This window comes from Proteiniborus sp. MB09-C3 (assembly GCF_030263895.1).
In the GTDB taxonomy this organism is placed as follows: Bacteria; Bacillota; Clostridia; order Tissierellales; family Proteiniboraceae; genus Proteiniborus.
In genome coordinates this window covers 3,015,513-3,033,986 of sequence record NZ_CP127161.1, presented here as the reverse complement: position 1 = coordinate 3,033,986, position 18,474 = coordinate 3,015,513, and the positions used below count along the sequence as shown (strand labels likewise).

Genomic DNA, 18,474 nt, shown 5'->3' with positions numbered 1-18,474 from the left:
TTATGAAATTAAGACAGATGAAGGCAATAAAATTAAACCCAGCACAAGTTTTAGCATTAGGCTTTGCAGGATTAATAATAATCGGAGGAGCTCTTCTTAATTTACCAATAGCTTCTGAAGATGGAGAAAGTATCGGCTTTATTGATTCACTTTTTACTGCGGCATCGGCAGTATGTGTTACAGGCTTAGTTGTAGTCAATACGGCTGCTCACTGGACCTTATTTGGTAAGATTGTAATAATACTATTGATACAAATGGGCGGATTAGGATTTATGACTATGGCTACCCTGTTAGCATTGCTTTTAGGGAAGAAAATTACATTAAAAGAAAGACTTGTAATACAAGAAGGATTAAATCAATTTTCGCTCCAAGGTGTAGTAAAGCTTACGAAATATGTTATATTTTCAACACTAACTATAGAGGCTATAGGAGCAATTTTTTTGTCAACAAGATTTATTCCTATATACGGCATTAAAACTGGGATAGGGTTTTCAATATTCCACTCAATTTCAGCTTTCTGTAATGCAGGATTCGATATTACTGGCAATAGTATAGTACCTTTTGTAGGAGACATAGTAATTAATGGTACTATAGCTATGCTTATTATCTTAGGAGGACTTGGATTTAGTGTTTATGCTGATTTGACATCCCATAAAGGCATTAGAAAGACTTCGCTTCACACAAAGCTCGTATTGTTATCTACAGCAATGCTGCTTGTAATTGGCTTTGTATTTATATTTATTATTGAATATAATAATCCCAAAACACTTGGTAGTTTATCTTTTCTTGAAAAGATAGTAGCATCTATGTTTCAGGCAGTTATACCAAGAACTGCTGGATTTAATAGTGTAGACATAGGAGGACTGACAAAGGCAACATCTTTCCTCATTATAATATTAATGTTTATAGGTGGTTCTCCAGGCTCTACAGCAGGTGGTATAAAGACAACAACTTTTGGTGTTATAATATTAAGTATTACATCTGTGCTAAAAGGTAATACAGATGTAGTGGCATTCAAGAAAAGAATACCATATGAACTAATATTTAGAGCTCTGGCGGTATTAGGGATATCACTGGTATTAGTAGTATTTGTTACAATGGTGCTAACTCTAACAGAGGTTAAGAATTCCTTCTTGGATTTATTGTTTGAAACTACATCAGCTTTTGCTACAGTAGGCTTGACAAGAGGAATAACCCCTGAATTGTCCAGTGTGGGAAAGCTAATATTGACATTTACTATGTTTGCTGGGAGAATTGGACCTTTAACATTAGGTATAGCCCTTGCTAAAAAGCAAGGAAAAGATAAAGGAAGCTTTAGATATCCAGAAGAGAAGATTATGATTGGCTAGGAAGGTGAGGAAATGAAACAATTTGTTGTCATTGGCTGTGGAAGATTTGGTTCAAGTGTTGCAAAGACATTATACAACCAAGGCTATGATGTGCTAGCAATTGATAGTAATGAAGAAATAATACAGGAATTATCCAATCAGGTTACTTATGCAGCACAGGCAGATGTTGAAGATGAGCAGGCATTAAAGGCTTTGGGAATTAGAAATTTTGATGTTGCTGTAATAAGTATAGGTTCAAATATTCAAGCTTCTATTATGGCGACTCTTATTGTTAAAGAATTAGGTGTAAGAACAGTAATAGCAAAGGCTCAGACTGATGTACATGCCAAGGTTCTTACAAAAATTGGAGCAGACAGAGTAGTATTTCCTGAGAGAGATATGGGTGTGAGAGTTGCACATAACTTAGTTTCGTCAAATGTAGTTGATTATATAGAATTAGACCCAGATTATAGTATTGTTGAAATTACAGCAATTAAGGAATGGGAAAATGAAACACTAAAAGAGCTTAAGCTACCAGCAAAATATGGAATAAATGTAATGGCGATAAAACAAAAAGATAATATGAATATATCACCTAATGCTGATGACGTAATTAGACCTGGGGACATATTAATAGTGCTAGGGAATAATCAGGATTTAGCTAAGCTTGAGAGAAAAGCAGAATGAGGTTATGAGTATGTATGAAATGATAACAAGCTCATCAAATTCCATAATAAAAGAAGTAAAATCACTCTACAGGAAAAAAGATAGATGGATGAAAAAAAACTTTTTTGTTGAAGGCATTAGAGCAGTTAGAGAATGTGTTGACTCAAATGCTAATATAGCGTATCTGGTTTATTCAGACATGCTATTTAGTATTAATGGTGGAAAAGAGTTGCTTGATAAAATAAGTCAAGAGAATTATAACATAAACTATATATCAGATAAGCTCTTTAATGAAATATCAGATACAGAGAAGCCGCAGGGAATCCTAGCAGTTGTAAGCTATGATTTAAAGAAAATAGATGAAATTATAAAGGATAAGGAAAACTTTCTAATTCTTCTAGATAGGGTACAGGATCCAGGTAACATGGGTACTATTATCAGAACTGCCGATGCCTTTGGTTCAAATGGAATTATAGTGACAGAAGGCTGTGTTGACATATTTAATCCTAAAACTATTCGCTCAACCATGGGCTCTATATTCCATATTCCACTTCTATATTATAAGAGCGCATGTGAAGCTATAAAGGATTTAAAGGATAGAGGCATAACAGTCATTACAACCTCGTTGGATGCAAATGAATACTGCTTTGATGTAGATTTTAAAAGGAATTTTGCTCTAATAATAGGCAATGAAGCATCTGGAGTATCAAATGAAATCATAGCTGATTCTGATTTATTGATTAAGATACCTATGCCAGGAGAAGCAGAATCCTTAAACGCTGCAATTGCTTCTTCTGTTATAATGTACGAGGTCTTGAGACAAAGATTAAAATTTTAAAAAAATCAAAAAATTTAGTTTACATATTCCTTGTTTTTTTTTACACCTCATGCTATAATCTTAGTAAATAGCTTAGAGAGGTGTTTTACCATATGTTAAACGCTGAGTTTTTCTGGAAATTGTTTGAGCTAACAGGCTCTATTAACGCCTATCTAATATACAAAGCGCTTTTGATGAACTAATAAATTAATATCTAAAAGTGATGATGGAGAAAGTATGTATTCAAATACTTTAAGAGAGGAAGTGTCAAAGGCTGAAAGCACTTCTAAGTAAAGAATACAGAAGTTCACTCTTGAACTGCTAGGTTGAAATAGTAGTAGACTTATGCCGGTTTTTTTACCGTTAACATAATGAGTGATTTGATGAATAATCAAATTATTAGGGTGGTACCACGGAAAACCTTCGTCCCTTCATGACGGAGGTTTTTTTTATGACCTAACTCGATTTTCTGAATGCTTTTATCAGAAAATCGATGGTAGGTCGAACGCAACGAGCACCAACCCTGTTGTAGGTTTATGATAGGAGTGTCCGTTAGGACCAAATTTATGAAGGGTAGCGAGTAAATAAATTTGTGTTGCGAAACTGCTTATTTAGATGCCATTTATTGTATTGGGAGGAGTGAATTAAATGGAATATGTAGTTAGTTTTTTAACTTTTTTTATGATTTACTTTAGCATTACTTATATGTTTAGAGGTATAAAGGGGAAAAGTAATATAAAGGAATCAGAAAGCAATAATCAAAAAGGTAAAGGAAAGAATAAAAGCAGCAATAATACTAACCAGAATACAAAACAGAAAGACAATAGCGAATTTTACAGGATTCTAAAGAATTCTCTAATGATTAGCTTTGTTTATATAATTATCATTTTGATATTTAGGTTTTTTAAATAGTATGGAAGGAGCGATATAAATGAAGGAAATGCTAGGCAACATAAAGGAAAATGCCTTAAATGAGTTGAACAAGATAAGCAAATTAGATGTTTTAGAGCAAGCAAGAGTTAAGTATCTAGGAAAAAAAGGAGAGCTGACTCAAGTACTTAGAGGAATGGGAGGATTATCACCAGAAGAGAGACCTGTTATAGGACAATTAGCTAATGAAGTGAGGGAGTTAATTGAAGGTGAAATTGAGAAGGTTAAAGAGAGACTTAAAGACGAAGCAAAAAATGAAAAGTTAAAATCAGAAATAATTGATATATCAATGCCAGGTAAGAGTGTAGAAAAAGGACACAGACATCCTTTAATAGGGGTAATGGAAGAACTGGAAAATATTTTTATGAGTATGGGTTTTAGCATTGTTCAAGGACCAGAGGTGGAAACAGTATATCATAATTTCGATGCACTAAATTCACCGGAAAACCATCCTTCGAGGGATCCGTCCGATACCTTTTATATAACTGATGACATATTATTAAGAACTCATACATCACCAGTACAGATAAGGGCTATGAAGCAATCTAAACCGCCATTAAGAATTGTATCTGCTGGAAGAACATTTAGATTTGATGATGTAGATGACACACATTCTCCTATGTTTCATCAATTAGAGGGTCTAGTAGTAGATAAAAATATTACTATGGCAAACTTAAAGCATACAATTGATATGTTTATAAAGGAATTATTCGGTAGTGATATGAAAACTAGATTTAGGCCACATTACTTCCCATTTACAGAACCAAGTGCAGAGGTTGATGTATCTTGTTTAAAATGTATGGGCAAAGGCTGTGACGCATGTAATGGAACTGGTTGGAGTATGGAGCTTCTAGGCTGTGGAATGGTGCATCCAAATGTTCTGAGAAATTGTGGAATAGATCCTGAGGTTTATAGTGGATTTGCATTTGGATTAGGTGTAGATAGAATTGCTATGGTTAAGTATGGAATAAATAATATAAGATTATTGTTTGAAAATGATATGAGATTTTTAAATCAATTTTAGGAATAGAAGGAGGAAAGAAACATGCTAGTACCTGTTAAATGGCTTAAAGAATATGTTGATATAGATATAGACTCAAAAGAATTGGCAGATAGGCTGACTATGTCAGGCTCTCATGTTGATTCAATTGAAAATATAGATAAAGGAATCGAAAATGTTGTAGTAGGCAAAATATTAGAAATATCTCAGCATCCAGATGCAGATAAGCTAGTTGTGACTCAGATAGATGTAGGGAGCGAAAAAATCCAAATAGTAACTGGAGCCAATAATATTAAGGTAGGAGATTATATTCCTGTAGCGCTGGTAGGAGCAAGGCTTCCAGGAGGAGTTAAGATAAAGAAAGGAAAGCTAAGAGGAATTGAATCAAATGGAATGCTATGTTCAGCTCAGGAGCTAGGTATAGCTGACAATGTAGTGCCAAAGGAAAACAAGGATGGTATTTTTATACTTGATAAAGAGTATGCCTTAGGTCAAGATATAAAGGAAGCTCTTGGATTGTATGGAGAGGTTATTGACTTTGAAATAACTCCAAACCGTCCAGATTGTTTAAGTATCATTGGTATGGCTAGAGAGACAGCTGCAACCTTAGGGAAAACCATGAAACACCTAGATATTAAAATCAACAATCAAGTAGATGATATTAACGAGCACATGAATGGAATAACAGTTCAGGACAAGGACCTATGTTATAGATATTATGCAAAGGTGGTAAAAGACATAAAAATAGGTCAATCACCAATGTGGATGCAAAGAAGGCTTATGGAAGCAGGAGTAAGGCCTATAAACAATATAGTAGATATTACAAACTATGTCATGCTGGAAATAGGACAGCCGATACATGCCTTTGACCTTGACAAATTATCAGGTAAAAGAATTGTTGTAAGAAGGGCATCAGAAGGGGAAAAAATGAAGACTCTTGATGGTGTTGAGAGAAGCTTAGACTCATCAATGCTAGTTATTGCAGACGAAAGCAGACCTATGGCTATTGCAGGAGTTATGGGCGGAGAAGATAGTGAGGTTACAAAGGACACTAAAAGTATACTTATAGAATCAGCAAACTTCAATGGAAGAAGTGTAAGATTGACTTCTAGAAAGGTAAGCTTAAGAACAGAGGCATCAGCAAAGTACGAAAAAGATTTAGACCCAAATTTATCAGATATTGCTTGCAATCGTGTATGCCAGCTTATTGAAGAAATAAATGCAGGTACTGTAGTATCTGGACATATTGACATATATGATGGAAAATCAGAAGAAAGAATAATGGAGCTATCACCAGAAAAGGCAAATAGACTATTGGGAACAGACATTGAAGCCAGTGAAATGGTAAAAATGCTGAATGTACTGGAGCTAAAGGCAAGACTTGACGGCGACAAAATAACTGCTTCCATACCATCATTTAGAAGAGATTTAAGCATTGAAGCAGATTTAATTGAAGAGGTAGGCAGAATTTATGGATTGGATAAGATTGAGACACAGCCTTTAGTTGGAACTTTAACAAAAGCAGAGAAAACAATTATTAGACAAATTGAAGATAAAGCTAAAAATATTTTAACAGGCATTGGGTTAAATGAAATCACAACTTATTCTTTTATAAGTCCTAAGCAATATGATAAATTGAATATTTCTGAAGACAGTATGAAAAGAAAATACGTTGAGATAAGAAATCCTTTAGGAGAAGACTTTAGTGTAATGAGGACTACTCTTATTGGAAATATGCTAGAGGTAATGACAAGAAATTATAAATATGGCGTAGAGAAAGCTTGGGCTTATGAAATAGGAAGCACATTTGTACCAAGGGAGCTTCCTATTAAGGAATTGCCATATGAAAATAGAGTTATTTCAATTGGAATGTATGGAAATAGTGATTTCTTCACAATTAAAGGTGTACTGGATACAATGTTAGAAAAACTGGGAATTAAAGATTATGATTATATTAGAGAAAAGAATGACCCTATATTCCATCCAGGAAGAACTGCTACAATAACATTAGGAAATCATGTATTAGGGATAATAGGTGAAGTTCACCCTGATGTATTAGATAACTTTGGAATGAAGGAAAGAGTCTATGCAGCAGAACTGAATTTTGAATTGATAGTATTGGCATCTAATTTAGAAAGAAAATATACTCCACTACCTAAATATCCATCAGTCACAAGAGACATTGCATTAGTAATTGATGAAGAAGTTATGGTAAAAGAAATAGAGAAGATAATAAAAGAGAATAGTAAAAACCTAGTAGAAACTATTAAACTATTTGATGTATACAAGGGTGGACAAATAGAAAAAGGCAAGAAAAGTGTAGCCTATTCAATTGTTTACAGGTCACATGAAAAGACTCTAACAGATGAAGATGTATCCAAAGTTCATGATAAAATAGTAGAAAAACTAAAAGAAAACTTAAATGCTATATTAAGAAGCTAAAAAAAGAGCAGGTACCTGCTCTTTTTCCTATTAGTAGGAATATCATTGTTCCTATAATATTAGGTTACTATTCACAGTCACTCTGAATTAATAAAAATACTAAGCGAACATTTGCAGGGCACGACTATAATTTTTAGCTGGAATGAGCTATAGAATTATTCGTGACCGAAACCGTGAGTGTGTATTTTTATTAATTTTCTCATTGGCTATGAATAGTAAATGCAAAAATATATCTTCCTGCTAATCTTACTGAAACTGAGAAACCATATATCATACAGCATGAGCAAACCCATATTAAGAGACATGACCATATTATAAAGTTCTTAGCCTTTTTAGTAGTGTCTGTCCACTAGTTTAATCCCTTTGAAGTTGGATATGATTTTATAATTAATCATTTTGCTAAATTGATTAATATAAATATACAGAAAAGAAACCACGTAGGCTAAATGACTCTATATTGGCTGTTATGCAGATGAACTTAATGCAAATTAGTTTAGTAAATTAAAATAAAATATTCAATTATAATGAGAATATAACTTAATCATGAATTAGGTGCTTTTTTCTTATCATAATGCCAGTGAGTAGAGAGCTAGTTCATCTTCTACAGTTAACTACTCTGCTAATTTTAACAAATTATGATTTTAAGGCTTATTTTTGATATACTAAACTATGAGATTATTCTAAAATAATTTTTAAAATACTTTTTATATAATAGAAGGAATTTACATAAATAAAAAGAATAATACTATAAGTGATGTTTTAAAAAGGGAGTGAAGCTATGACGAACAAGGAAAGAGTTATAGTTAATATAAATGGTCAGGAATTCTCTGTATTAGGAAACGAATCTGAAGAATACATAATGAGTATTGCAAAGATTGTAGATGATAATATAAAAGAGATTATGAAAAAGAATAAAAGATTAAGTCAAACTATGGCTGCTATACTGGCTGCTTTTAATATGGCTGATAAATATACTAAGACTATGAATGAATTGAATGAACTAAATGAAAATGTAGTCGAGCCTCTAAAGGAATTTGAACAAGTAAAGAATGACTTAGATAATAGTAACAATAAATTACGAGGATTAAAGGATGAATGTAGTGGCTATAAAGATGAATTATTACAGTCTAAAAGAGAAATAGAAAATTTAAATAAAATCATTAGACAGCATGAACAGAATTTAAAGAAGAAGGATGATGAATTAGATAGAGTAAATAAGTCTGTAGATGATCTTCAAAATAAGCTATTTGAGGATCAGGTTGAAATGGTTCAGCTTAGAAAAGAGCTAAGAGAAGCTTTAAAAATGTTAGGCATGGATTAATGTATAATAGTAATTTGATTAGATAAAATATTATTGTACAAAAAAACTAACCACATTATAATAGAGTTGTCTAGCTTACGGGAGTAGAATACTACTCTTTATTTTTTATTAGAATTACTGTTGTTTGCAAGGAGATGAGATTATGATAGATAAAATAGAGATATTGGCGCCAGTTGGAAGCATGGAAGCACTTTATGCAGCAGTAGAAAATGGTGCAAATGCAGTATACTTAGGAGGGAAAATGTTTAATGCAAGACAGTATGCCTCCAATTTTAGCCATGAAGATTTAAAAAATGCAGTAGAATATGCACATTTAAGAGATGTTAAGGTATATGTAACATTAAATATCCTCCTTGATGATAATGAATTAAAGGAAGTAATTGACTATTTAATCTTCTTATATAATATAGATGTTGATGCTTTAATAGTGCAGGATTTAGGTTTAGCTAGAATAATAAGAGAGCTTTTACCAGATTTTCAGGTACATGCAAGTACTCAAATGTCAATAAATAATTATTTAGGGGTACAATTTTTAGAGGGACTAGGCTTTAAGAGAGTGGTTCTTGCTAGAGAATTGTCAGTTGATGAAATAAGATATATAAAGGAAAAGACAAATATTGAAATAGAAGCATTTATACATGGTGCATTGTGTGTGTGCTATTCTGGACAATGTTTGATGAGCAGCATGATAGGAGGCAGAAGCGGGAACAGAGGCAGATGCGCCCAACCATGCAGAATGGCATATTCTATAGTAGATGTGGAAAAAAACAAAGTAATAAGCCCTAAGTTCGAGGAAAAATATATTCTTAGTCCAAAGGACTTAAATACAATAGAGTATTTAGAAGAAATAATAAATTCTGGAGTTGTCTCATTAAAGATAGAAGGAAGAATGAAGAAACCCGAGTATGTGGCAGTTATAGTGAATAGATACAGAAAAGAATTAGATAGAATTCTTGGAAAACATAGTGAAAGGCTAATAGAAAAAGATTTTAGAGACATTGCTCAAATGTTTAATAGAGGCTTTACAAAAGGATATATAGCAGAAGAATATGGGAAGAAGCTTATTTCCTTTGATAAACCCAATAATAGAGGGATATTCATTGGTGAAGTCATAAGGGCAGATAAGAATTTTATTCATATAGGCTTAGAGGATGATCTAAATAAAGGAGACGGAATAGAAATAATCGATAAAAAAGGAGAAGGTCATGGACAGATAGTCGATAAGATTATTGAAGGCAATGAAGCTGCTCCAAAAGGCAATAAAGGGAAGACCATAAAAATAAAATATATCAGTGGCGTGGAAGCTGGTTCAAAAGTATATAAAACCTTTGATTTATTACTAAATGCTGCTGCTTCTGAAACTTATACAAGCAAAGATAAATTGAAAAGGATTAAGATAAACATGGCTGTAGAAGTAAAAATAGAAAAACCAGTAAGACTGGTAATTTGGCAGGACCACAACTACGTCAACGTATTGAGTGATGAGGTCCCCGAGAAAGGTATAAAGCTTTCCCTAGATAAGGAAAAGATAATAAAACAAATGAACAAGCTAGGTGATACTCCGTATATAGCAGAGAGCATTGATATTGAACTAGAAGAAGGAGCTATGATTCCAGTAAGCGTTCTTAATGGACTGCGAAGAAAAGGAATAGAGGAGCTGAATAAAAAAAGAAGTAATTTTAATCACAGAATAGAAATAACAGCAGGAAAGCTCGAGAAAGGCATAAATCAAGTCTTTGACTATTCTAAAAGTGAAAATAGCAGACAAAGAAAAACTAGTGTAAAGATAGATTCTAGCTCACAATTCAAACAGCTTGACTTAAATAAATTAGATAGAATTTATTTAGATTATAATGAAGATGTTGAGGACCAAATAAAAGAAGTAAAGAAATATAATAAAGAAATATATATTTCCACAGAAAAGATTATTTCAAATGAAAAGTTTGATAAACTTAAAAGTATATTTGATAAAATAGTCGATAATATAGATGGAATCAGTGCTTCAAATATAGGAACATTAGAATTTATTAAAAATAGATACGAAACGACAAATATACATTGCGATATTGGATTTAATATATTCAATAGTTCAATAGTGAAATTACTGGCGGAAAATAAGGTCAGCAGTCTGACACTTTCACCAGAGCTAAAGCTAAGCCAAATCTCAAATATTTGCAAAAATAATTCTATGGAATATGAAGCCATAGGATATGGCTATTTTCCTTTAATGACAACAAGGCATTGTCCAATGTCACTTGTGAAAGGCTGCAAGAATGATCAAAATTGCAGTAGCTGCGAGCTTGCTAGCGGATATGGATTGTATGATAGAAAAGGCATGACATTTGAAATGAAAAGGAAGGGAAAATCTACTATAATTTATAACAGTCAGCCTTTAATCATTGTAGAAAGCAGCGATAAAATTTTTTCTGCTGGCGTAGATATGATGAGATTGGATTTTACAATAGAAAAAGATAATATTAAATTAATTCAAGAATTATACTATAATTATATTAATGATAAAATTGACAGCAATGAGATGCAAAAAATTGCTAGTGAATTAAAAAAGCAAACTGGCAATACTACAGGACACTTTTTTAGGGGAGTTCTTTGATTAAGGCATGATGTGCCTAAAGAGGAGGTAAGTATGAACGAAAAGACTTTAAGAGTACTTGAATACGGTAAGATTATTCAATTGCTTATAGATAGAACAGAGTCTAGCTTGGGAAAAGAAATAGCAGAGAAGCTAGTACCAAGCACAGATTTGGCTCAAGTAGAATACTCTCAAAATGAAACAGATGAGGGAGTGAGCTTATTAATTAAAAGAGGTAGTGCGCCACTTGGTGGAATACATGATATATTAATTGAAATAAAAAGGGCTGAAATTGGCTCAGTTCTTTCTCCGGGAGGACTATTAAAAGTTGCTGATACATTAAGAGCAACTAGAAGAATAAAAGGTTTTTTAGGACAGGACAAAAGTGACAAGGATTCAACATACCCGATTTTACAAGAGCTAATAAATAATTTAAGTACCTACAAGGATATAGAGGATGCTATATTCAATGCTATTATTAGTGAGGAAGAGGTAGCTGATAGTGCGAGCCCACTTTTAAGAAGCATAAGAAAACAAATCACATCAAAGAATGATGCAGTAAGAAGCAAGCTTAACTCTATAATTAGCTCATCGACAAATAAAAAAATGTTGCAGGACGGAATTATAACCATAAGAGAGGATAGATTTGTAGTACCTGTAAAACAAGAGTATAGATCTAGCTTTCAAGGGTTAATACATGATCAGTCTTCTAGTGGAGCTACTCTTTTTATTGAGCCTATGGCAGTGGTACAGCTAAATAATGAGCTAAAGGAGCTAAAGCTTAAGGAAAAAGCCGAAATAGAAAGAATACTAGCAGAGCTTACTCAGTACGTTGCGTCTGCTAGTGGGGGGATAAGAGCTAATCAGAAGAGGCTGTCTAGAATTGATTTTATTTTTGCAAAGGCAAAGCTGTCTTTATCTATGAAGGGAATGAAGCCTGATTTAAATGATAAAGGCTATATAAGAATAAAAAACGGTCGTCATCCCCTTCTTAATGTAGATAAAGTGGTGCCTATAGACATTTATATTGGAGATGAATTCAATTCTTTAGTAATTACAGGACCCAATACTGGTGGAAAGACTGTAACATTAAAAACCCTAGGGCTTTTTACTTTGATGACACAGTCAGGCTTACAAATTCCTGTAGATTACGGAACTAAAATGGCTGTATTTAAGAATGTATTTGCTGATATTGGAGACGAACAAAGTATAGAGCAAAGCCTAAGTACATTTTCATCTCATATGACAAATATTGTGGATATATTAAACAATGTAGAAGATGACTGCTTGGTACTTTTTGACGAGTTAGGTGCAGGTACAGATCCTACTGAGGGAGCAGCATTAGCTATGGCAATATTAGATCATCTATACAGCAGGAATGTCATTACTGTTGCTACAACTCATTACAGTGAACTAAAGGTATATGCACTGACCACATCAGGCGTTAAAAATGCAGCTATGGAATTTGATGTGGAGACATTAAGTCCCACATATAAGCTTTTGATTGGAGTACCAGGAAAATCTAACGCATTTGAGATATCTAAGAGATTAGGGTTAAATGATTTCATTATAGATAGTGCAAGAAATCTAGTATCAAAGGAAAACATAGAATTTGAAGATGTATTAGCTAGTATAGAAAGAGATAGAAAAGAAACCGAACAAAATAGAGAAGAGACTAAGAAGCTAAGGGAAGAAATAGAAAAGCTTAAAAGCGAGCTTCTTCAGAAAAAAGAAAAAGCAGACAGCAGGAGAGATGAAATAATAAGAGAGGCTAAAAAAGAAGCTAGAAAAATACTAAGAGAAGCAAAAGAAGAATCAGAAAGTATAATAAATGAAATAAGAGATATTTCAACAGAAATTGAAAAGGATAAAAATAAAAAACTGCAAGAAGCTAGAGATAAAATAAGAAAAGGGCTAGAGAAAGTAGAAGGAGATATTACAGAAAGTATAATAGTTAAAAAGAGCAATAAGCCTCCAAAAAATTTAAAGCCTGGAGAGAATGTAACACTATTAGGTTTAAATCAGGAGGGCGTAGTGCTAAATGAGCCAGATGAAGCTGGAAATGCTATGGTTCAAGTGGGAATAATGAAGCTCAATGTCCATATCTCTACATTGGCTAGGTCAGGTAAAGATGAAAAAGCAAAAAATAAAACAGCAGTGAAATCAATAGTAAAATCAAAATCCTCTTTTGTAAAAAATGAGTTAGATTTAAGGGGAAAAAATTTAGAAGAAGCAATGCTGGATGTGGATAAATACCTTGATGATGTGTATATAGCTGGATTAAAGACGGTTTATATAATACATGGAAAGGGTACAGGTATTCTAAGAGAAGGCATAACCCAACTGTTAAAGGGACATAAGCATGTTAAGACCCATAGACTAGGAAACTATGGAGAAGGCGGAACGGGAGTAACTGTAGTAGAAATTAAGTAGACTACAGCTTTTGTCATTAAAATATAAAAGGAATGATTGAAATGTATTTGATAAGCGCATGTCTAGCAGGTATCAATTGCAAATATAATGGAAGGAACAATCTTGAACCTAAAATCGTCAAACTAATAGAGGAGAAGAAAGCAATTTTAGTTTGTCCAGAACAGCTTGGTGGACTAACAACTCCTAGACTTCCTTCTGAAATTATTTATGATGAAAATGGCAATAGAAAGGTAGTAAATATAGAAGGAAAAGATTTAACAAAAGAGTTTCTTAAAGGTGCAGAGGAGACGTTAAAAATCGCAAAACTTACTGGAGCAAAAGAAGCAATATTGAAAGCAAAAAGTCCATCATGTGGAAAAGGGAAAATATATGATGGACAATTTAAGAAAATATTAGTTGAAGGAAATGGAATAACGACTGACCTCCTTGAGAAATACGGTATTAAGGTATATACCGAAGAAGATGATATTGAAAACCTAAAATAATATGGGGGTGTAGGGATGAAGAAAGGGTTAGTATTTTTCCTTGTATTAGCTATTGCAGTATTTAGTTTGTTTGGATGCTCCAAAAACAAAGATAATGGCGAAGGAGATATTATTTCTGCGGATAGCAACAATGATCAGACAGGGAAGGAAGTAGAGAAAGAGAATAATGATACGAGTTCAGATAAAGTAAAATATATAGACTTTGCAGTATATTTGAAGCATAAAGACTTGCCATATATTTTTGGAGAAAGATTTGAAATAAAATCAGATGATCCCATACTTAAAGAAAAGACTATTGAAGAAATAGCATTGGAAAAACTTTTTACTTATAATAAGGAAAGCTTTGTATCTCCTGTTCCTAAGAATACAAAAGTATTGGAGCTTGAGAAGAAGGACGGCACTGTTTATTTAGATTTATCTAAGGAATTTGTTGACAATATGCCTAAAGAAGAAGATTTAATACGTATGGCCATCGATTCCATAGTTAATACAATTACGTTCTTCCCAGAAAATGAAAAGGTAGTATTTAAAGTAGGAGGGGAGAGTATTAAAGAGATAAATGGTGTTAGTCTTGAAAAGGAGTTTGTATTTAGCAGCGAATTTATACCTGAAAAATAACCTCTTGAAATAATTAACAAAATATGCTATGCTTTTAAACAACATATAGAAATTCTAGGATGAGGAAAGTAGGTTGTACTGATTGTCACAGCGAGTCAGGGTGGTGGGAGCTGACACATAGGTGTATCTGAATAGAGCCTCTGAGAAGCCATCTGAAATTAAGTAGGATATTGCCGATACCCAGCGTTAAAGGGCTTGAGTGGGCATACTTTTATGTATGCCAATTAGAGTGGTAACACGGGATTAATCTCGTCTCTTTCATTAGAGGCGAGATTTTTTATGACCTAACCCGATTTTCCGAACGCTTTTGTCGGAAAATCGATGGTAGGTCAAACGCAACGAGCACCAACCTTGTTGTAGGTTTATGATAGGAGTGTCCGTTAGGACCAAATTTATGTGAGCGACAGCGAACAAATAAATTTGAGTTGCGAGACTGCGGAAAATGGCCTAACCCGATTTTCTAAATGCTTCTTTCTGTCATCCTGAACGATAGTAATGGATCTATTTTTAAATAAAAAATAATGAAAATTAAAAACGAAAAAATATATAAGGAGGCAAATCATGATTGACTTTAAAAAAGAAATTGGAAAGCTAGTAAGCAAAAATTTTGAAAACCTAAATGAAGATACTATAATAGACCTTTTAGAAGTTCCACCTACCTATAATCTTGGAGATTATGCAATGCCATGCTTCAGATTAGCAAAAGAACTTAGAAAAGCTCCTAATGTTATTGCTCAGGAAATAGTAGATAACATAAAAGGAAATGAACTATTTGAGAGAATAGAAAATGTTGGACCATATATCAACTTTTTTGTAAATAAAAAGGTTTTTAGTGAAACAGTACTAAAGGAGGTATTTGTAAAGAAAGAAGTGTTTGGTTCCGCTGACATTGGAAAAGGTCAAAATGCTTTATTTGATTATTCATCACCCAATATTGCAAAGCCCTTCCATGTAGGTCATCTAAGATCAACAGTAATAGGTAATTCACTATACAGGATTTATAACTTTTTAGGCTATAATTCAATAGGAATCAATCATCTAGGCGATTGGGGAACACAATTTGGAAAAATGATATCTGCATATAAAAGATGGGGAGACGATGAGGCACTAAAAAAGGAACCTATAAAAACACTCCAAGCTCTTTATGTGAAATTTCATGAAGAAGCAGAGAAGAATCCTGAACTTGAAGATGAAGGAAGACTTTGGTTCAAGAAACTTGAAAATGGAGATGAGGAAGCTAGGGACATATGGGAAAGATTTGTTGAGCTAAGCTTAGAAGAATTCAACAGGATATACGACCTTTTAAAAGTAAAATTTGATTACAATACAGGCGAAAGCTTTTATGAAGATAAGATGGACAGAATAGTAGATATGCTGAGGGAAAAGAATTTACTAGTAGAGAGTGAAGGTGCATATGTAGTTGATTTAGAAAAATATAATATGCCGCCTTGTATAATATTAAAAAGTGATGGAACAACTATTTATGCTACTAGGGATATTACTGCTGCAATTTACAGAAAAGAGACCTATGGTTTTGCAAAAGCTATCTATTTAACTGATTATTCTCAAAAGCTTCACTTTGACCAATGGATGAAGGTAATAGAGCTTATGGGATATGACTGGGCTAAAGACCTTTACCATGCTCCTTTTGGAAGAGTAAGTACAGAAGAGGGTAGACTTCAAACTAGAAAAGGAAATGTCATTTTACTTGATGATTTATTAACCAAAGCCATAGAAAAAGTAAAAGAAATAATAGAGGAAAAAAATCCAAACCTGGAAAACAAAGATGAAGTAGCAAAAATGGTTGGAATAGGAGCAGTTATATTTAATGATTTAAGCAATGGTAAGATCAAGGATATTGTATTTAACTGGGATAGAATGCTTAGCTTTGAAGGAGAAACTGGCCCTTATGTTCAGTATACTCACGCAAGAGCTAATAGTGTTTTAAGTAAGGCAGAGTACCCTATAACTCCAGATGTGGATTATTCTTTACTCACAAATGATGAGGCAGTAAATATAATCAGACTATTATATTCTTTTCAGAATACTGCTATAGCAGCTATGGAAAAGAACGAGCCATCATTTATTGCAAGACATGTAATAGATATTGCACAGGCGTTTAATAAGTTCTATCATGAATGTCCAATAATTGTAGAGGATGAAGAACTTCAAAAAGCAAGGCTATTAATAGTCTACAGTGCTGCCATAGTAATTAAAATCGGCCTTGGATTATTAGGAATTGAGGCACCACAAAAAATGTAGATGAAATAATAAGCTGAAAAATAGAAATGCCCTTCATGTATGAAATAGTGAAGGAATATTTCTATTTTTTTTGAAGGGATTATTATCTATTGTCCGTCTATAAATATAAAGAAGCAATGAAGGAGGACTATAGTATGCAAAAAAAGAAAATCGGAATTATTACATTTGCTATAACACTTATTTCACTAGGTATTTTGTTACTTATGAAAAACTTTACCGACATCAATCTTAAAATAATATTTGCCATTGCGTGGCCAAGTATAATTATACTATTTGGTATAGAGATTATTATAACTAAGTTTGTATTATCTAGAAGGTCTGAAGATGTAAGGACTTATGTAGATCCATTAAGTGTTATTATGCTATGTATAATAATAATCATAATGTCTATTTATTCAAGCTTTAACTTCGATTTTTTGTCAAACTTACAGTCGTTTGATTTAGGAGACTTCTCAAGAATTGTATCAAGCTATAAGGATGAATCAACTTATAATTATACTTTTACTATTAATACTGAAGGCAAGGATGAGCTTCAAGTATTAAACAGCTTTGGTAATGTAGAAATAATAGAGGGTTCAGGAGACAATATAGAGATAGCAGCAAAGATTAAAATTAGGTATAATGATAAAACTTATGCAGATGAGCTATCGAAAAATATTGTAAAGATTGATGAGAGTGGAAGCAGTCTCAAAGTATTATCTGACTTAGACAACTCTAAATACGATAGAGATAAAGCAGGAGAAATAAGCGTAAGCTATGATATTCATATGCCAGCGCATATCAAAGCAAATATTGAAAACAAATTTGGAAACACAACTGTAAAGGACATAAAAAAAGATGTGAAAATTAATAATCAGCATGGTAATATTGAAGTAGCTGATATTATAGGTGCAGTAAAGCTAGACAATTCCTTTGGCAGTACGATTGTAGATAATATTAGTGAGGATGCTGAGATAGATTCTAAGCATGGAGATGTAGTAATAGACAATGTGTCCAAGGATTTAACAGTAAACAATTCCTTTGGAAGTATTAAAGCAACAAATATTAAGGGTAGTGCTGACATAAGTAACCAACATAACAGTGTATATGTTGAAAACGTTGAAAAGGATGTTAAGATTAAGAATCAGTTTGGTTGGGTAGATGCTAAAAATATCGGAGGAAATTTGAATATTGAGAGCGAACATGATAATGTCAACGTTGAAAATATCAAAGGAGAACTTTATACCTATAATAAGTTTGGAAATATTAGTGTGAATAGTGTCAGCAAGTATATAAAGATAATTTCGAATAATGGAAACATATCATTTAAAACCAATGAATTAATTGAAAAAGGTATAGAAATAGAAAACGAGTTTGGTAATATAGATATTACAGTGCCATCAGATCAGAAAGGCAGCTTTAATGTTGTAGCAGAGTTTGGAGAAATTAAAAATAGATTAGGTTTAAATGTAACTGAAGGCATTACAGACCAAAGTATAAATGATTTTATAGATAATAGTAATATAAAATTCTATATAAGAAGTAGAAATGGGAACATAGATCTTAACACAAACTAGCTTCTTAGGAAATAGGGTGGTGGTAA

General features: G+C 32.9%; 15 protein-coding genes and 2 other annotated features. All 15 genes read left to right on the top strand.

What is annotated here, in order from left to right:
* The first annotated feature begins 2 nt into the window (after positions 1-2).
* The 15 genes from QO263_RS15085 to QO263_RS15015 all read left to right on the top strand — a co-directional run bounded on the left by QO263_RS15085 (position 3) and on the right by QO263_RS15015 (position 18,448).
* A complete protein-coding gene (locus QO263_RS15085; protein WP_285623109.1) occupies positions 3-1,349 on the top strand; it encodes a TrkH family potassium uptake protein in 1,347 nt (448 codons plus the stop codon).
* Positions 1,350-1,361: 12 nt separating this feature from the next.
* A complete protein-coding gene (locus tag QO263_RS15080; protein WP_285623106.1) occupies positions 1,362-2,015 on the top strand; it encodes a potassium channel family protein in 654 nt (217 codons plus the stop codon).
* A gap of 10 nt (positions 2,016-2,025) precedes the next feature.
* On the top strand, positions 2,026-2,832 hold the full coding sequence (gene rlmB, locus QO263_RS15075) for a 23S rRNA (guanosine(2251)-2'-O)-methyltransferase RlmB (RefSeq protein WP_285623103.1): 807 nt from the start codon (positions 2,026-2,028) through the stop codon (positions 2,830-2,832).
* 92 nt (positions 2,833-2,924) lie between these two features.
* On the top strand, positions 2,925-3,014 hold the full coding sequence (locus tag QO263_RS15070) for a YqzL family protein (protein WP_285623100.1): 90 nt from the start codon (positions 2,925-2,927) through the stop codon (positions 3,012-3,014).
* A gap of 11 nt (positions 3,015-3,025) precedes the next feature.
* Positions 3,026-3,245 (top strand) — a binding site (T-box leader).
* A gap of 214 nt (positions 3,246-3,459) precedes the next feature.
* A complete protein-coding gene (locus QO263_RS15065) occupies positions 3,460-3,723 on the top strand; it encodes a hypothetical protein (protein ID WP_285623097.1) in 264 nt (87 codons plus the stop codon).
* 19 nt (positions 3,724-3,742) lie between these two features.
* Complete coding sequence (pheS, locus tag QO263_RS15060) at positions 3,743-4,765, top strand: phenylalanine--tRNA ligase subunit alpha (protein ID WP_285623093.1); 1,023 nt, start codon at positions 3,743-3,745, stop codon at positions 4,763-4,765.
* A gap of 21 nt (positions 4,766-4,786) precedes the next feature.
* On the top strand, positions 4,787-7,183 hold the full coding sequence (gene pheT / locus QO263_RS15055; protein WP_285623090.1) for a phenylalanine--tRNA ligase subunit beta: 2,397 nt from the start codon (positions 4,787-4,789) through the stop codon (positions 7,181-7,183).
* 212 nt (positions 7,184-7,395) lie between these two features.
* Positions 7,396-7,536 (top strand): M56 family metallopeptidase, encoded by a 141-nt coding sequence (locus tag QO263_RS15050; RefSeq protein ID WP_352169754.1) that lies wholly within the window; start codon positions 7,396-7,398, stop codon positions 7,534-7,536.
* Between the two features lie 425 nt (positions 7,537-7,961).
* Positions 7,962-8,504 (top strand): cell division protein ZapA, encoded by a 543-nt coding sequence (locus QO263_RS15045; protein WP_285623087.1) that lies wholly within the window; start codon positions 7,962-7,964, stop codon positions 8,502-8,504.
* Positions 8,505-8,646: 142 nt separating this feature from the next.
* Positions 8,647-11,115 carry a U32 family peptidase gene (locus QO263_RS15040; RefSeq protein WP_285623081.1) on the top strand — a complete coding sequence of 823 codons (2,469 nt, stop codon included), beginning with the start codon at positions 8,647-8,649 and terminating at the stop codon, positions 11,113-11,115.
* A gap of 33 nt (positions 11,116-11,148) precedes the next feature.
* Entirely contained in the window at positions 11,149-13,527 is a 2,379-nt protein-coding gene (locus tag QO263_RS15035) for an endonuclease MutS2 (protein ID WP_285623079.1), read from the top strand.
* A 41-nt stretch (positions 13,528-13,568) separates the two neighbouring features.
* Entirely contained in the window at positions 13,569-14,012 is a 444-nt protein-coding gene (locus QO263_RS15030; protein ID WP_285623077.1) for a 2-thiouracil desulfurase family protein, read from the top strand.
* Between the two features lie 15 nt (positions 14,013-14,027).
* Positions 14,028-14,630 carry a GerMN domain-containing protein gene (locus QO263_RS15025; RefSeq protein WP_285623075.1) on the top strand — a complete coding sequence of 201 codons (603 nt, stop codon included), beginning with the start codon at positions 14,028-14,030 and terminating at the stop codon, positions 14,628-14,630.
* Between the two features lie 47 nt (positions 14,631-14,677).
* Positions 14,678-14,890 (top strand) — a binding site (T-box leader).
* A gap of 301 nt (positions 14,891-15,191) precedes the next feature.
* Positions 15,192-16,892, top strand: coding sequence for an arginine--tRNA ligase (argS, locus tag QO263_RS15020; protein WP_285623073.1), 1,701 nt, complete (start codon positions 15,192-15,194; stop codon positions 16,890-16,892).
* Positions 16,893-17,026: 134 nt separating this feature from the next.
* Complete coding sequence (locus tag QO263_RS15015; RefSeq protein WP_285623070.1) at positions 17,027-18,448, top strand: DUF4097 family beta strand repeat-containing protein; 1,422 nt, start codon at positions 17,027-17,029, stop codon at positions 18,446-18,448.
* The last annotated feature ends 26 nt before the right edge of the window (positions 18,449-18,474 follow it).

Coding starts and splice junctions, on each gene's coding strand:
- QO263_RS15085 (WP_285623109.1), top strand. CDS start 3: ATGAAATTAAGACAGATGAAGGCAATAAAATTAAACCCAGCACAAGTT.
- QO263_RS15080 (WP_285623106.1), top strand. CDS start 1,362: ATGAAACAATTTGTTGTCATTGGCTGTGGAAGATTTGGTTCAAGTGTT.
- rlmB (WP_285623103.1), top strand. CDS start 2,026: ATGTATGAAATGATAACAAGCTCATCAAATTCCATAATAAAAGAAGTA.
- QO263_RS15070 (WP_285623100.1), top strand. CDS start 2,925: ATGTTAAACGCTGAGTTTTTCTGGAAATTGTTTGAGCTAACAGGCTCT.
- QO263_RS15065 (WP_285623097.1), top strand. CDS start 3,460: ATGGAATATGTAGTTAGTTTTTTAACTTTTTTTATGATTTACTTTAGC.
- pheS (WP_285623093.1), top strand. CDS start 3,743: ATGAAGGAAATGCTAGGCAACATAAAGGAAAATGCCTTAAATGAGTTG.
- pheT (WP_285623090.1), top strand. CDS start 4,787: ATGCTAGTACCTGTTAAATGGCTTAAAGAATATGTTGATATAGATATA.
- QO263_RS15045 (WP_285623087.1), top strand. CDS start 7,962: ATGACGAACAAGGAAAGAGTTATAGTTAATATAAATGGTCAGGAATTC.
- QO263_RS15040 (WP_285623081.1), top strand. CDS start 8,647: ATGATAGATAAAATAGAGATATTGGCGCCAGTTGGAAGCATGGAAGCA.
- QO263_RS15035 (WP_285623079.1), top strand. CDS start 11,149: ATGAACGAAAAGACTTTAAGAGTACTTGAATACGGTAAGATTATTCAA.
- QO263_RS15030 (WP_285623077.1), top strand. CDS start 13,569: ATGTATTTGATAAGCGCATGTCTAGCAGGTATCAATTGCAAATATAAT.
- QO263_RS15025 (WP_285623075.1), top strand. CDS start 14,028: ATGAAGAAAGGGTTAGTATTTTTCCTTGTATTAGCTATTGCAGTATTT.
- argS (WP_285623073.1), top strand. CDS start 15,192: ATGATTGACTTTAAAAAAGAAATTGGAAAGCTAGTAAGCAAAAATTTT.
- QO263_RS15015 (WP_285623070.1), top strand. CDS start 17,027: ATGCAAAAAAAGAAAATCGGAATTATTACATTTGCTATAACACTTATT.